The organism is Amphritea sp. (assembly GCF_050300915.1).
Classification (GTDB): domain Bacteria; phylum Pseudomonadota; class Gammaproteobacteria; order Pseudomonadales; family Balneatricaceae; genus Amphritea.
The window spans coordinates 20,900-36,220 of sequence record NZ_JBNKYN010000021.1; the positions used below are offsets into that span (position 1 = coordinate 20,900).

At 50.8% G+C, this 15,321-nt stretch carries 11 protein-coding genes; 1 reads left to right on the forward strand and 10 read right to left on the reverse strand.

What is annotated here, in order from left to right; translation table 11 throughout:
• Positions 1-79 precede the first annotated feature (79 nt).
• Positions 80-1,213: an FAD-binding oxidoreductase gene (locus tag ACQY8X_RS07750; protein WP_428034575.1), complete on the reverse strand. Its 1,134-nt coding sequence runs from the start codon at positions 1,211-1,213 to the stop codon at positions 80-82.
• A 350-nt stretch (positions 1,214-1,563) separates the two neighbouring features.
• Here ACQY8X_RS07750 and ACQY8X_RS07755 point away from each other — a divergent pair, with 350 nt between their 5' ends.
• Positions 1,564-2,838, forward strand: coding sequence for an aromatic ring-hydroxylating oxygenase subunit alpha (locus ACQY8X_RS07755; RefSeq protein WP_428034576.1), 1,275 nt, complete (start codon positions 1,564-1,566; stop codon positions 2,836-2,838).
• 152 nt (positions 2,839-2,990) lie between these two features.
• On the opposite strand, the gene ACQY8X_RS07760 is transcribed toward ACQY8X_RS07755, so the two are convergent.
• The 9 genes from ACQY8X_RS07760 to ACQY8X_RS07800 form a co-directional block, all read right to left on the reverse strand.
• Positions 2,991-3,245, reverse strand: a complete 255-nt coding sequence (locus ACQY8X_RS07760) for a hypothetical protein (RefSeq protein ID WP_428034577.1) — start codon at positions 3,243-3,245, stop codon at positions 2,991-2,993.
• A gap of 99 nt (positions 3,246-3,344) precedes the next feature.
• Positions 3,345-4,919, reverse strand: coding sequence for a BCCT family transporter (locus tag ACQY8X_RS07765; protein ID WP_428034578.1), 1,575 nt, complete (start codon positions 4,917-4,919; stop codon positions 3,345-3,347).
• Positions 4,920-5,633: 714 nt separating this feature from the next.
• Positions 5,634-6,452: an electron transfer flavoprotein subunit beta gene (locus ACQY8X_RS07770; RefSeq protein WP_428034579.1), complete on the reverse strand. Its 819-nt coding sequence runs from the start codon at positions 6,450-6,452 to the stop codon at positions 5,634-5,636.
• On the reverse strand, positions 6,442-7,707 hold the full coding sequence (locus ACQY8X_RS07775; RefSeq protein ID WP_428034580.1) for an electron transfer flavoprotein subunit alpha/FixB family protein: 1,266 nt from the start codon (positions 7,705-7,707) through the stop codon (positions 6,442-6,444). Before ACQY8X_RS07775 ends, ACQY8X_RS07770 begins: the two co-directional genes overlap by 11 nt.
• Entirely contained in the window at positions 7,707-9,668 is a 1,962-nt protein-coding gene (locus tag ACQY8X_RS07780; RefSeq protein ID WP_428034581.1) for a (Fe-S)-binding protein, read from the reverse strand. Before ACQY8X_RS07780 ends, ACQY8X_RS07775 begins: the two co-directional genes overlap by 1 nt.
• Before the next feature lie 260 nt (positions 9,669-9,928).
• Positions 9,929-11,992: a dimethylglycine demethylation protein DgcA gene (gene dgcA, locus ACQY8X_RS07785; RefSeq protein WP_428034582.1), complete on the reverse strand. Its 2,064-nt coding sequence runs from the start codon at positions 11,990-11,992 to the stop codon at positions 9,929-9,931.
• Between the two features lie 98 nt (positions 11,993-12,090).
• Positions 12,091-12,621, reverse strand: a complete 531-nt coding sequence (locus ACQY8X_RS07790) for a DUF5943 domain-containing protein (protein WP_428034583.1) — start codon at positions 12,619-12,621, stop codon at positions 12,091-12,093.
• 101 nt (positions 12,622-12,722) lie between these two features.
• The gene (locus ACQY8X_RS07795) at positions 12,723-13,700 is read right to left on the reverse strand and encodes a dipeptidase (protein ID WP_428034584.1); all 978 of its coding nucleotides are present in this window, start codon (positions 13,698-13,700) and stop codon (positions 12,723-12,725) included.
• Between the two features lie 345 nt (positions 13,701-14,045).
• Complete coding sequence (locus ACQY8X_RS07800; RefSeq protein ID WP_428034585.1) at positions 14,046-15,296, reverse strand: extracellular solute-binding protein; 1,251 nt, start codon at positions 15,294-15,296, stop codon at positions 14,046-14,048.
• Positions 15,297-15,321: the final 25 nt, after the last annotated feature.

Below are 15,321 nucleotides of genomic sequence, written 5' to 3' on the forward strand. Positions count from 1 at the left end.
ACAACGAAGTGTTGCACAATAATAGTTTGAAGCGAAAAAATCGCCCGCAGGCGATTTTTTTAATCATCAGAACAGTCTGTCAGTATTCAATCACAACATCTGTTTTCGGCACACTGCAGCAAGACAGCACATATCCTGCAGCAACATCATCATCGGTAATACCACCGTTATGGGACATCTCCGTTTCACCCGTTTTAACCAGCACTTTACAGGTGCCGCAAATGCCCATACCGCAGGCTTTCGGGATCAGCAGATCAAGCTTGGCGGCGGCGGTATGAAGTGTCTCACCGGGAGCGATCTGAATGCTCTTACCCTGCCCTTTACCCAAGAACTCTACCCGAAGCATATCTGCCTGGGTCAGCGCATCAGCCTCTTCCTGAGCGATTTCAGCGTTTTCAATCGCTTCCTCTTCAATCTCGACAGGAGTCGCGCCAAAAGACTCCTCATGGTAACGACTCATATCAAAGCCGTTAGCCTGCAGCAATTTTTTGATAGCGTTCATATAGGGCGCAGGGCCACAGCAGAACACTTCACGTTCCAAGAAGTCTGGTGCAATCATCTCCAGCTTAGCCTGGTCAAGATAGCCACGATAGCCATGCCATGCCTGACCATTCTCAATCTTTTCACAGATCAGATGCAGACCAAAGTTACTGATCCGGGAGGCCATATGGTCAAGCTCACGTGCAAAGATAATATCTTTTGGCGTGCGGGCACTGTGTACAAAAGCAATATCAACGTCCGCATTGGTATCAAACCACCAGCGCGCCATCGACATCACCGGGGTAATCCCTACGCCACCAGATAACAGTAACACTTTGGATGAAGGATAATCGATGCAGTTAAACAGCCCTACCGGACCGTGAACGGCAAGCTCATCACCCTCCTTCAAATGTTCATGTAACCAGCTGGAAACCTGTCCGTTCGGGTCTTTTTTCACTGTAATTGAAAAGCTGTAAGGCACCGAAGGCGAACTTGAGATGGTATAGGAACGCATCACCTGCTGCCCCTCAATCTCCAGCTCCAGCGTGACAAACTGCCCCGGTTTAAAAAAGTACATCACGGGCTGTTCAGACATAAAACAGAAGGTGCACACATCCCAGGTTTCATGGATCACTTTGACACAACGGACATTGTGACGACCATTGACCCAGGTCTGGGTATTGACCGGGATAAAGCTTTCGGAGCCAACGGTGGCAGGGATGGTATTTGTCATAGCGTATCTCTCATCTGTGCACAGCTAAAAACGGTTCATTCATCAGGCTGAAAAGCTTGTCCCATACCGGGTTATACAAACGTCAGCCCATCAATCATACTCAATGTATGCATTGTCCGCCCAGCTGATTTTCAAATATTAACCACTAACGACATTTATTTGCTTATTGCGACCATCCCAATATCTACGGGCATTACAGGTCGATTTATGTACTTATTCCTGTCGTTAATAGTCAATCCTGTAAACACACCTTGGAGGAGGATTGACCTCGTAATACCGCCTTTCATTTCAGGGTTATTCCTGAATTTAGTATAAATAGCACAGCAGTGCACCAAAGGAAGATCGAACAAATGAACCAAAACGACCTATTAAATGCTACCTGCTCGACGATCCATGACGCGCGCAAGGAGATGTCCAGCCTGCTTGAGGCTCGTCCGGCTAACTACTCTCTGCCTCAGCCGCTGTATAACGACCCGCTGATGTTCCGGGTTGATGTCGAGGAAGTATTCCAGAAAGAGTGGCTGTTTGTCGGCATGACCAGCGAGATTCCTGCCCGGGGTGATTACTTTACTGTTGAGGTGGCACAAAATCCGGTGCTGGTTGTTAGGGATGCGGATGGCAGTGTGAATGCCTTCCACAACACCTGTCGCCATCGTGGTTCACGTATCTGTTCAGAGCACCGCGGCAAGGTTGCTAACCTGGTGTGCCCTTATCACCAGTGGACCTATGACCTGAAAGGCAACCTGCTGTTTGCCGGTTCAGAAATGGGCGAAAACTTTGAACTGAAAGAGCACGGCCTGAAAAAAGCGTTCTGCAAAACCGCTGGCGGCTTCATCTTCGTGTGTCTGGGTAAAGAGGAACCGGAAGGTGATTTTGATCAGTTCCTGACCACTCTGGAAGAGTATATGGAACCCTACGATGTTGAAAACACCAAGCTGGCGGTGGAATCCAACATGTATGAACAAGCCAACTGGAAACTGGTGATTGAGAATAACCGCGAGTGTTACCACTGTGTCGGCAACCATCCAGAGCTGCTGAACACCCTGCTGGAGTGGGATGACACAAATGACCCTCGCGCTTCTCAGGAATTTAAAGATTACTGCAAAGAGCAGGCTGATCAGTGGGACGCTGAGGGCATCCCCCATGAACACCGCAGCTTTGGCCCTGGCCTGCGCAACCGTATCGTCCGCATGCCGCTGAAGAAAGGCACCAAGGTAATGACCCTGGATGGCGAAACCGGCTGTAAAAAGATGCTGGGACGAATCAAGAATCCACAACTGGGTTCTATGCGTATTCTGCACCTGCCTAACTCCTGGAACCATATGCAGTCCGATCACTTTATCGTCTTCCGGGTGCTGCCGATCTCCGCTCAGGAATCCATTGTGACCACCAAATGGTTCGTTCACAAAGATGCCGTTGAGGGTGTTGATTATGATCCGGAGCGCCTGCGTCTGGTGTGGGATGCCACCAACGATCAGGACCGTATTCTGGGTGAAGAGAACCAGCGCGGCATCAACTCTGTTGGTTACCAGCCAGGGCCTTACTCCGAAACCTTTGAGTTCGGTATCGTTAACTTTATGGAATGGTACAGCGATACCGTACAGAAAAACCTGAAGAAAGACTGATACGTCTAATCGCTAAAAACTTAACAAAACCGATAAACAAAAGGCCGGTCTCTGACGAGACCGGCCTTTTTTATCTCTTTATATTCGTCCGCACCCCAACTGATACAGAATCAGATCAGACACTCCGCATCCAACATACCCGGTGCCAGACGTTATTCCCTGAATAACTCATCATTGAGCAGCAGTGCTAACGCACTTTGCACCTCAGGCAACATGATCGGCGTTTGCTTTTGCAGCTCAGCCAGCAACTGCACACACCCGGCGCGAGTCTGGGCGTCCTGCAGTGGCAACCACGCCAGCAGGGCCCGACTGCACTGCTCAGGCGAACAATCCGGCGCCAACGGCACGCCAGCCCCCAGGATAATATTAAAGTAATCATCCTGATCTATCAGGTCGGTGATCATCATAGTGCAGTTCTCCCCCGGTCTGCATATTCTCGCGGTATTCAAACAGAAAAAGCTGGCACCAGGCCAGCTTTTTTCCTAAACCAAAGCTATCAGACTGGCTTATACCTCGGTCTTCAGTCCCTTGTAGATACTGACACACATCAGCAACAGGATAACCGTAAATGGTAAACCGGTAGTAATCGCTCCTGCCTGCAGCGCTTTAAGTGCTTCAGCCCCGCCACCATACAGCAGTACACCCGCGATAAGCCCTTGTAACACAGCCCAGAAGATACGCTGAGGCACTGGGGCATCAACCTTACCTCCCGCTGTAATCGAATCGATTACCAGCGAACCGGAATCTGATGAGGTGATGAAAAAGACCAGTACCAGGACAATCGCAAAAGCAGAAGAAACCTCTGCCAATGGCAGATTCTCCAGCATCTGGAACATTGCCAACGAAACATCGCCGAGACCATTCGCCAGCGCACCAGTACCACTCTGGATCTGATCCAGTGCCTGGGCACCAAATGCAGCCATCCAGACGGCAGAAACCAGAGTTGGAATCAGCAAAACGGCGATCATAAACTCACGCACGGTACGACCCTTTGATACCCGGGCGATAAACATACCAACGAAAGGCGACCAGGAAACCCACCAGGCCCAGTAGAATACGGTCCAGCCGCTGTAAAATTTTTCATCTTCACGGCCAATCCAGTTACTCAACGGCAGAATTTCACTGGCATAACTGGTAACGGTCAGCAGCAAATTACTAAAGAACCCTGAAACCGACCCGACCAGAATCACAAACAGCAGCAACAGCGCAGCGATACCCATATTGATATTACTCAACAGTTTCACACCGCCATCAAGCCCCCGCACAACGGAGAAAATCGCAATTGCAGACACAACGACAATAACCGCGATCTGAGTAGAGATAGTGTTGTCCACACCAAACAGGAAGTTCAGTCCGCTGGCTGCCTGCGAGGCACCCAGACCAAGCGACGTTGCCAGACCGAAGATGGTCGCCAGAACCGCGACAATATCAATCACATGACCAATCGGCCCCCATACCCGCTCGCCCAGCAACGGATAGAAAGCTGAACGAACCGTCAGCGGCAGACCTTTGTTATAGGTAAAGAATCCCAGCGCCAGCGCTACCACACCGTAAATAGCCCACGGATGTAATCCCCAGTGGAACATGGTCGCGCCCATTGCCGCCACTTCGCCAGCAGGCGTCCGGGCTTCAGCGTTCAGAGGCGTCCCCCACCAGTCGGTGTAATAGGCTACAGGTTCTGCGACACTCCAGAACATCAGTCCAATACCCATACCCGCAGCAAACAGCATTGAAAACCATGACATGCGACTAAAATCAGGTTTTGCCTCAGCTCCGCCCAGGCGTACCTTACCCACCGGAAGTACGATCAGTAACAAGCAGAACAATACAAACACGTTGCCCGCAATCATGAACAACCAGTCGAAGGTCTCAATCGACCAGGTACGCGCACCTTCCAGCATCACCTTAGCGTCTGCAGGAAAGATCAGTGTCAGCGTGATAAAAGCCAGAATGGCCAATGCACTGGTGGTAAAAACGGGGTTATGGATATCCATTCCCAGTACCTGAACATTGTCCTGCCCTGCTTTGTAGTCGGAGGTATATTCCTCTGATTTAGGGCGGTAGTGAACTTCTTCATTCATAGAACTACTCCAGTTTCTTTTTATATAGCTATCAGGAGTTCGCGCAGATCACCAAAGAATCGCCAGAGCCAATGGTAATAAGATATGCAAACTTTTCTGACAGTTCCTGTCATCAACTTTTAACTGCTGTAGCCAGCAACGACTTCCGTTTAATTATTAAACAGGTCGCTTCGATTCTACGGCCAAAGAGAGGCCAACAGCTGACTTATAACGACAGAAAAAATCACAAAATGACCGTTCTCGACAGACAGCTTCTAATGCAGAAAAGAGAATAAAAACAACAAAGCAGATATAAAAAGGAGATCATAACGGCCGTTTTGGCACATATATAATCCATCTTAAGACGAGCATTCAAAGCCCGGATATCGCATGCCAGATTAAACCCTGTTGCAGCTAAATCGGTTTTAGTCTAACAAAACAGGGGGTAAACAGCTAACGCAGCCAAAACTGGCCAAGGCCAAAAAAAACCACTCCGAAGCCGTGAACTCTGGAGTGGTCAACGTTTGCCTGGTGAATCGGATTAGAGATTCAGTTTTCGGGTCAGGCTGTTTCTGATAGAAACAAAGTGCAAGAAGCAGGATCAATAGTACAGAACAAAAACAACACGATACCTACATTAAGCGGCACTTTATTTACAATTAACGACAATTTGCAGCATTGTTACCAACTATCGTCATTTTAAAAAAACAGCATTCTGACCCGGCCGAGCAAAACTCAGCGCAGCACCCCCTCCTCTTTCAGCAGATCGAAGATCGCCTGCGCCTGTTCAGCAGCAGACTCATTCTTCATCACTTTACCACCCTCTCCCTGAGATTTTGCAGTAGCAGCTTTAAAGCGCTCCGCAGCAGTTTTCGCTTTAACAACTTTCAGACGCTTAGGCCGTTTACGGGCCGCCGCCTCATCCCAGGACTGACGCGTCGTATCGACAGAGGAGCTGACAACTTCAATATCCATCAGCGCACGACTGGCAGGACCGAAGGCGCTTTGCCGGGCCTCAGGCGCTGCAGAATCAACACTGGCGATAAAAGGCAACATCACCATAACAGAGCGTCTCTGACCCCGGGGTAGTGCCTGTAATACCTCAGCAACACCCCCTTCAACAGAAACGATATCAGCCACCCGTGGCACTATCGGCCAACCCAGTTTTTCCGCCAGCTGATAGGGCACCATCCCGGAAGACTCGCCACTCTCGGCCCGCACGCCGGTCAGTACAATATCTGCACCGCACTGCTGCAGGTGCTGACCTAACGGCAAAACGGCATCGGCGGCCGGGTCCAGTTGCAACACCCGCACCGATTTTAACCCCATTCCCGCATAGCTTCGCAGACTCTGCTCGCCAGGATCCCCCGCATGCAGTACCGTCAGGCTGTCGCCTGAGCGGTTATCACCAGTCAGCTTAAGACCCAGTTCGACAGCGCGACTATCCTGATCGGACCGGCGCACCCGGCCAGACTGAGGATGTTTACCCACCGACACCAGCGCAACTATTTTCAGTTTGTTGGCCGCGTCTACTTTGAATTGATTAGGCTGCATCCCGATCACCTCCGGCAGATTGCTGGGCACGAAAATCCTCTGCCAGCTTTATCAGTTCACCCAGTATTGCTTCGCTATCACCAATAACACTGAGCGCGGCACGCTTAACCATGTCGCAACCCGCATCAGTGTTGATCGCGATCACCTTGTCACACTGACCAATACCCTGCATATGCTGAATCGCACCAGAGATTCCCACGGCCAGATAAACCCGTGCGGTCACCCAGGTACCGGTAGCACCCACCTGACGGAAGCGTGGCATAAAGCCATCATCGACTGCCACCCGGCTAGCCCCCTCAGTAGCCCCCAAAACCGAAGCAGCAGAGTGGAACTGATCCCAGTTATGGATACCGTTACCCGCAGAGAGAATAAACTCCGCCTCAGCCAGCGAAATCGCATTGGGATCAACCGCAACCTGACCCTGATCTTTCAACTGAGCGATCACCACCGGTACCGCATCCAGCTCCACCGGCAGTACTTCATGACGGGTTTCATCGACAGGATCAGCGCACTCCTCTGCCAGCATCAACAGGCGAGGCGTGTTGCGGGTGATATCCATTGTTCCACCGGCACCACGACAGATAACCGTCTGATTGTCTGCCTGCCATACCTGCACCGCTGGACGCTCGCCAAGCCGGGCAGCCAGACGGGACCCCAGATCGGAACCACCATTGACACTGTCTGGGAATAACCAGAACTGCGGCTTATAAGCAGATTCGACCTGTACCAGTGCCTCTAATCGCTGCTCCGGGCAGTAACCTTCATAGCTCTCATCATCAAGCAACAGCAGACGATCGACACCGGCGGTATCGAAATGTTCCTCTTTACTCTGGCCAAAGCAGACCGCCAGAACAGCACCATTACCCTCAACACCGCTAATCAGCTTATGCGCCTGACCAATAACATCTTTATCATGAGCGGTCAGACGGCCACCCACCATATCCGGCACCACAACGATATAAAAGTCCGGATTTTCAACTTTATGCAGTGGCAGCTGTACATCTTTTGCCGCGCCACTACGACGACCTTTACCGGTTGCGGCGGCGTTACCTTTCAGACGATCAATCCGCTTAATGCCGTTGGGTCCGATAAAGCCAACCTTGTGAGGGTTTTTACGCAACAGTCCGCTCGGTCCACGCACCTCTGCAGTCTCACTGCTGGCGACAGTGCCATGCAGTGGATGCAGACGGTTACGGGCGATCCACTCAGCCCGGGGATCACGGCGCAACACATCGTTTGAGTTATGATCGGACATCAGTACACCTCCCGGGCCAATTGACCTACACTCGAATCAGCGGTCTGATCAACGAGCTGATCAACCAGAATCTCGGCGATATCTTTGACTTGCGGACGCGGTTCAACCACCCCCTCAAGCATCGCCGTACACTGCTGGCAACCCACGGCGACCAGCTCAGCACCGGTACTGCTGGCATCCTCCATGCGCATATCAGCAATACGGCGTTCGCCCGGAATATCAGTGATCGGGGCACCGCCACCACCACCGCAGCAGCGGGAGCGGAAGCCGGAGCGCTCCATCTCTGCAATCTCGATACCCATGGAGCGCAGCAACTCACGGGGCGCTTCATACTCACCGTTATAACGCCCCAGATAACAGGGATCATGATAGGTGACTTTTGCGCCACTGAAGTTATTCAGCTTCAGACTACCCAGCTGCACCAGCTGATTCAGGAAAGTAGTGTGATGCAACACGTCAACGCCGTTCAGCGCATCAGAACCAAAGTCGTTGTATTCATTGCGCAGACAGTGATAAGCATGGGGATCGGTAGTGACGATCTTACTGAACTTATACTGTGACAGCACTGCCAGATTGCGTCTCGCCAGACTCTGGAACGTCGCGTCATCCCCCAGACGACGGGCAACATCACCGCTGTCGAGTTCTTCATCGCCCAATACCGCAAAGTCGACATTGGCCGCTTTCAGCAGTTTGACGAAAGCGCGCAGAATACGCTGGCTGCGCATATCGAATGCACCATCAGAGACCCAGAACAACACCTCTGCCTGTTTCACGTCACGCATCAGTGGCAGGTTCTGATCCGCTGCCCAGTTAGTACGACTGGCCGGTGCATAACCGTTAGGGTTATCGGTGGCGATAATATTATCCAGCACCTCTGCCCCCTTGTTCGGTGTCTTACCCTTTTCCATGGTCAGGTAGCGGCGCATATCAACGATAGCATCCACATGCTCAATCATCATCGGGCACTCTTCAACGCAGGCGCGACAGGTAGTACAGGACCAGAGGGTTTCAGGATCGATCAAACCATCGGTAATAATATGATCCGGACCGCCCTTAGCATTGCCAACCGCTTTACCCGGATAAGGACTACCGGCGTAGTTGGCATCGGTGCCACCCGCCAGACCCACCACCATATCCTGAATCAGTTTCTTTGGATTCAAAGGCTGACCCGCCGCAAAGGCAGGGCACATCGCTTCACATTTACCACACTGAACACAGGCATCGAACCCCAGCAGCTGATTCCATTTGAAATCAGTCGGTTTCGCCACACCCAGCACACCACCAATCTCTTTAGCCAGCGACAGATCAACCGGCTTCAGACCGGTCGAACGACCGCCACCAAAGCGTTCCTGACGGCGATGAAACGCCAGATGCAGCGCGCCAGCAAAGGCGTGCTTCATCGGTCCGCCCCAGGTCATGCCGAAGAACAGCTCGCCCATACCCCAGATAATCAGCGCCGTCAGTACCACGGTCAACAGCACACCGCCGGTGCCCTCTGGCAGCACGCCAGCAGCAGGCAGTGTCAGCACAAAGAAGGCGCCGGCAAACGCCAGCAGACTCTTCGGCAGACGCATCCACGGACCTTTAGAGATACGGCTTGGAGGATTCAAACGACGCTTAAAGACAAACAACGCACCGACAAACATCAGCGCCAATGCTGCTAACAGCGCCCAGGCCAGAATCTGACTACTGATGCCAAACAGATGCACCAGAATAATCAGCAGCGCAGATAACACAAAACCGCCACCGGTTGCCGCATGGGTTCTGGACATATATTTGTCACGCTCGACAATATCGTGCAGATCATGCAGATAACGTCCGGGCATCGCCATGAGACCAGCGATCAGATTAACCTGATCCGGTTTACCAGCGCGCCACAGATTCACCCGGCGTACAGCACCGATGGCTGCCAGAATCAACGCAGCAGCGATCAGTATAGGATTTAACCATTCGAAACTCATACTTCACCCTCGTAACTCAGGTGGAGAGCAATAACTACTCTCATAATCTGACATACCCGTTGTTAACTAACGGAAACAGTAACGTTAATGAGCATTAAAAGCGTAGTAATAGCAAGGCGGCCGGTGCGCAGCGAAGACAGCAATCTTCAACTGGCCCGAAGGCGCCTGTAAAAGCTGGCGGTTGAGCGGAACATAAGTGCTATGGTGCATCAACTGCCAGCTTTTAACACAGCTATTACAAGCGCAATAGCTCAGACAAATTACAAGTCCTTACACAATCTCAGGGCATCATACATCGCGGCATGAACATTACGCTGCGACACACAGTCACCCAGACGCCACAGAATCATGCCATCACCGGATTCACTCAGCACCGGTTGTGGTTTGATATCAAACAGCGCTTCGTTGTCAATCTGACCGTTGTTACGTGACTCACCTTTCAGAGCGTAATATAGCTCCTCATTAGGGCGGGTGCCGTTTTCTACGACAACCTGATCAACCACCCGTTCTTCACGCTGGCCGGTGTATTCGTTTTCCAGCACCGCCACTAAGCTGTCGCCTTCGCGATAGACCTTCTCCAGCAGGAAGTCAGAGGTCATGATCACCTCTTTCTCATAGAGAGAGCGGTAATAGGTTGGGAAAGTGGTACCACCAATGCCTACACCGGGCTTGATATCGTCGGTAACGATCTCTACCAGCGAGCCTTTCGCTGACAGATAATCCGCTGCCGAAAGACCAGAGAACTCACAGATAGTGTCATAGATCAGCACGTTTTTGCCCGGCTCAACTTTGCCGCTGAGAATATCCCAGCTAGAGATAACCAGACCTTCCGCCGCACCCCATTCAGGGTTCTGATCAATAAACGGACGACCACCGGTAGCGATCACACAAACATCCGGCTTGAGTTCGCGAACCAGGGCTTCATCGGCTGCGGTACCCAGACGGATATCAACACCCAGACGTTCTAATTCCATCGCCAGCCAACGGGTAATACCGGCGATCTGATCACGTTGTGGCGCTTTAGAAGCCAGGGTGATCTGCCCACCCAGCTCTTCCTCTTTCTCGATCAGTACTACATTATGGCCGCGCTCTGCAGCCACACGTGCGGCTTCCAGACCACCAGGGCCACCACCGATAACAACCACCTTGCGGATCTGCCCAGTGGTTTTTTCAATAATGTGCGGCAACCCCATATACTCGCGGGAGGTCGCGGTGTTCTGGATACAGAGTACATCCAGACCCTGATACTGACGGTCGATACAGTAGTTCGCGCCCACGCACTGACGGATCTGATCCACCTGATCATTTTTGATCTTGGCGATAATATGCGGGTCAGCAATGTGTGCCCGGGTCATACCGACAAAGTCCACATAACCGGCTTCAATAATACGTTTTGCCTGGTTCGGGTCTTTAATGTTCTGGGCGTGGATAACCGGAACGGAAACCACCTCTTTAATGCCCGCCGCCAGGTGCAGGAACGGCTCTGGCGGATAGCTCATATTCGGAATAACGTTCGCCAGAGTGTTGTGGGTGTCACAACCGGAACCGACGACACCAAAGAAATCCAGCTCACCGGTGGCATCATAATATGCGGCGATCTGCTTCATATCTTCATGGTTCAGACCATCAGGATGGAACTCATCACCGGTAATACGCATACCGACAACAAAGTCACGACCCACTTCTGCACGGACCGCTTTCAGCACTTCCATACCGAAGCGCATACGGTTTTCGAAGGAACCGCCCCACTTATCGGTACGCTTGTTTACCCGCGGCGACCAGAACTGATCGACCAGATGCTGGTGCACTGCTGACAGCTCCACACCGTCCAGACCACCCTCTTTAGCACGTCGGGCGGCCTGCGCAAAATCACCGATAACGCGCCAGATCTCTTCCTCTTCAATCACTTTACAGGTGGCACGGTGAACCGGTTCACGGATACCGGAGGGAGACATCAGGTTTGGCCAGTTCTCACCATCCCAGCGGGAACGACGTCCCATATGGGTGATCTGAATCATGATCTTACCGCCGTGTTTATGCACCGCATCCGCCAGATTCTGGAAGTGCGGAATAATCCGGTCAGTAGACAGGTTTACAGAACTCCACCAGCTTTGAGGACTGTCGATGGACACCACACTGGAACCACCACAAATACAGAGGCCACAGCCACCTTTGGCCTTCTCCTCATAGTATTTAACATAGCGATCAGTGGTCATACCGCCGTCGGTAGCATACACCTCGGCGTGAGCCGTACTGACAATGCGGTTACGAATAGTCAGATTGTTAATCTTAAGTGGCTCAAACAGAACATCAAACTGGGACATAGTCTCTACCCCGATACATTTTAAATGGGAGGGATTGTTAAAATCTTTACGTTTTTAACAATCCTCTCTGCCGATTTTTAAATTTTTTATTTAAGTTTTTACAGTGGAGTTACTTCAAAGTAGCCCACTTCACAGCCTTCCTCTGCAGCACACTGAGTCTGCTCAGCTTTAGTCCGCACAGGGTATCCAAGGCTTTCGGCAATCTGGTCCAGCGCACCGGCAAACCAGCCAGTAAACATGTAATCTACTTTGCGATTCACCTTGCCATACTGGTAAACAAAGGCAGAGTTTTCCAGGCGAACTTTGGCGGTACCGGCTTCGATATCCAGTTCTTCAGTAATAAAGAAACCCCAGCCACGCTGAGACAGACGCTTCATATAGTGATCCCAGACATCTTTACCGGAGATCCCATGTTCAGCCGCTTCTTTCTCACACCAGTAATGTGCAGATTTATAACCCGCCTTGTAGAGAATATCGGCGTAACGTTCAGCACCGATCTCTTCCTCAATTCCCATATGGTTATTGACAAAGAAGTGACGCGGCACATACAGCATCGGCAGCGCATCAGTCGTCCATACTCCGGTTTCATCATCTACTAAAATTGGCATTTCTGGCGCATGTACACCCATCGTCTCTACCTCAAAATTCTTTATGTTTTGTACTAAAAAATATTATTTACGTTGTAAAGCGTTACGAGCGCCGATGAGACAAGACATCAGGCGCAGTCGCGTTAAGAACCCCAGACATCCTTCAACAATGTCATCCAGTTCTCACCCATAATCTTGCGCACCTGGGTTTCAGAGAAACCATCCTTCAGCAACGCTTCGGTCAGATTCGGGAACTCACCCACGGTACGAATACCCTTAGGATTGATAATCTCGCCAAAACGGGTCAGACGGCGGGCATAGCCCTTGTCGTGAGTCAGATATTCAAAGAAATCGTGGCCATGCCCCTGAGTAAAGTCGGTACCGATACCAATGGCATCCTCACCAACGATGTTATAGATGTAACGAATTGCTTCGACATAGTCCTCGATGGTGGCATTCACCCCCGCTTTGAGGAATGGGGTAAACATAGTGACGCCAACAAAACCGCCCTTATCAGCGATATATTTCAGTTCTTCATCACTACGGTTACGGGGATGTTCTTTCAAACCGGATGGCAGACAGTGGGAGTAACAGACACGCTGTTTAGACTCGTCGATCACCTCTTTCGCGGTGTTCGGGCCGACATGGGACAGGTCGCATAGCAGACCATGCTTGTTCATTTCGGCAACGATCTCGCGACCAAAACCGGACAAACCACCATCACGCTCATAACAACCGGTACCCACCAGGTTCTGGGTGTTGTAACACATCTGCACAATGCCGACGCCGAGATCTTTAAATACTTTCACGTATCCGATCTGATCCTGAAACGGGTTGGCATTCTGAAAGCCCATCATCACACCGGTCTTACCTTCACGCTTGGCCCGCCGGATATCTTCGGTGGTGCGCACTTTGACCAGCAGATCACTGCTCGCTTCGATCAGCTCGTTCATCTCAACGATGTTACGCACGGTGCCTTCAAAGTTTTCCCAGAATGCCACGGTGCAGTTAGCCGCAGTCAGGCCACCTTTGGCCATATCTTCAAACAGAGCGCGCTCCCATTTGGCGCAGATCAAACCATCAATCACGATGGCATCATTGTGCAGATCAGCTGCGTTCATCTAGTCATCCTTCCGAATCAGAGTTAACGGCACCCGCTAAAGGTTCAGGCCGCAGGTAAAAAGGCCCATATCAGACCTTTTCATCATTAAGGTCAGTGTAGTTTTTCAGACGAAATGAAAAGGGGCTGGAAACGACTTGCACACTACTAAAAGCGACGACCGGAATAAGAAAGCCGAAAATAAGTTTTAAAGCGGGTCAGATGTTCAAAAGGGGCAAAATATGGATGGCAGATAGTCCGGCATTATAACGGCAAGAGCGCAGGTAGCTTTTCTTTCAGCCACTGCCCCCTTTCCCGATCAACCCTGTGCAACACCTCTCTTAGCTGCAATCCGGCTTCTCTGCTTTTAACGGGCCGGGTAATTGTCATGACGTTCAAACGCAATCTGTATATTTTCAACGGCCAGATCCAGTGCAAGCTGTGGAGACATGCCATTCAGGATGTCGTTCATGGCTTTTTTATAACTGGCTGAAATCTCTGAATAGGCAGGCGTCTCAGGCCGTAACATAGAAAAATGGTTATAAAAATCAAACAGCATTCGCCACTGCCCTTTTTTAGAGTAGACATCTATGCGTTCGGCAACCTCTGCATCGGAGGGAAAGATACCTATGACCGTAGATATAGCTGACTGCTCTTCTGCTGACATTAAAAAAGTGAGCAGCTCTTTTACACTCTGGGAATACTCACAGGTTTCTGTCATTGCCCAATGCCAGGCTCCGCCGCCAGAGACAGGGCCATGACCAAAATCAGGCACGGGAAGTACAGCCAGGTCATCTTGAAAAGCACTGTAATAAGCACTTAAAGCCCATGATCCACCATACTGAATGCCAACATCTCCATTAATAAAGCCATTATCATCCTGTGGATGAGCGTCTATATAGTTCTGATTCACCAGAAACTGAATCCACTCACCAAACTGAACGGCTTCTTTTGAGTTTAAAACGCCCTCTACCGTCTGGTTGTCGCTTCGATCAATCAGGTCTGCCCCCCAGGAGATCATAAAAGGCAGCCAGGCGTAAGGTATCCATTCGGTCGTATCCTGGGCTCTCATATCAAACGGATATTGATATTCACCGGTCGCTTTGACCGCATCCAGAAATGACATAAATTCATCTTTATTCCAGGGATGTTCGATCGTTGGATAACGCGCCCCGATTTTTTTTATCAGCGACTTTCGCGTAAACAGGGCTAACGAAACATCATACGAACCAACCGAATAAACTCTTCCCTGATACATCCCTTTGCCTGACCTGTTGATTGACGCCAACAGATCAGTATCGAGCAGGCCGTCCAAAGGTTTGATATAACCACTCCAGGCGAAATTAGGTACCAGAGGCTGATCAATTTCTATAATGCAAGGCAGCTGTTCCGCCTGAGCTGCTGCCTGTATCGATAAGGTATAGGATGCTTCCGGAATAAAATCTGGCACGATATTCCATTGATCCTGACTTTCATTGAATCGCTTGATTGCCGCTAAAGATGCCTGTATCTCAACATCACTGGCCATATGACGCCAAAGCGGAATATCCCGGGGCGCGCCCATCAGGTTCTCTGCCAAAAACATAAAGACTATTAGCGCCATTGTCGAAATCTTCATAAATATCCCTCGCCGCAATTAGCAT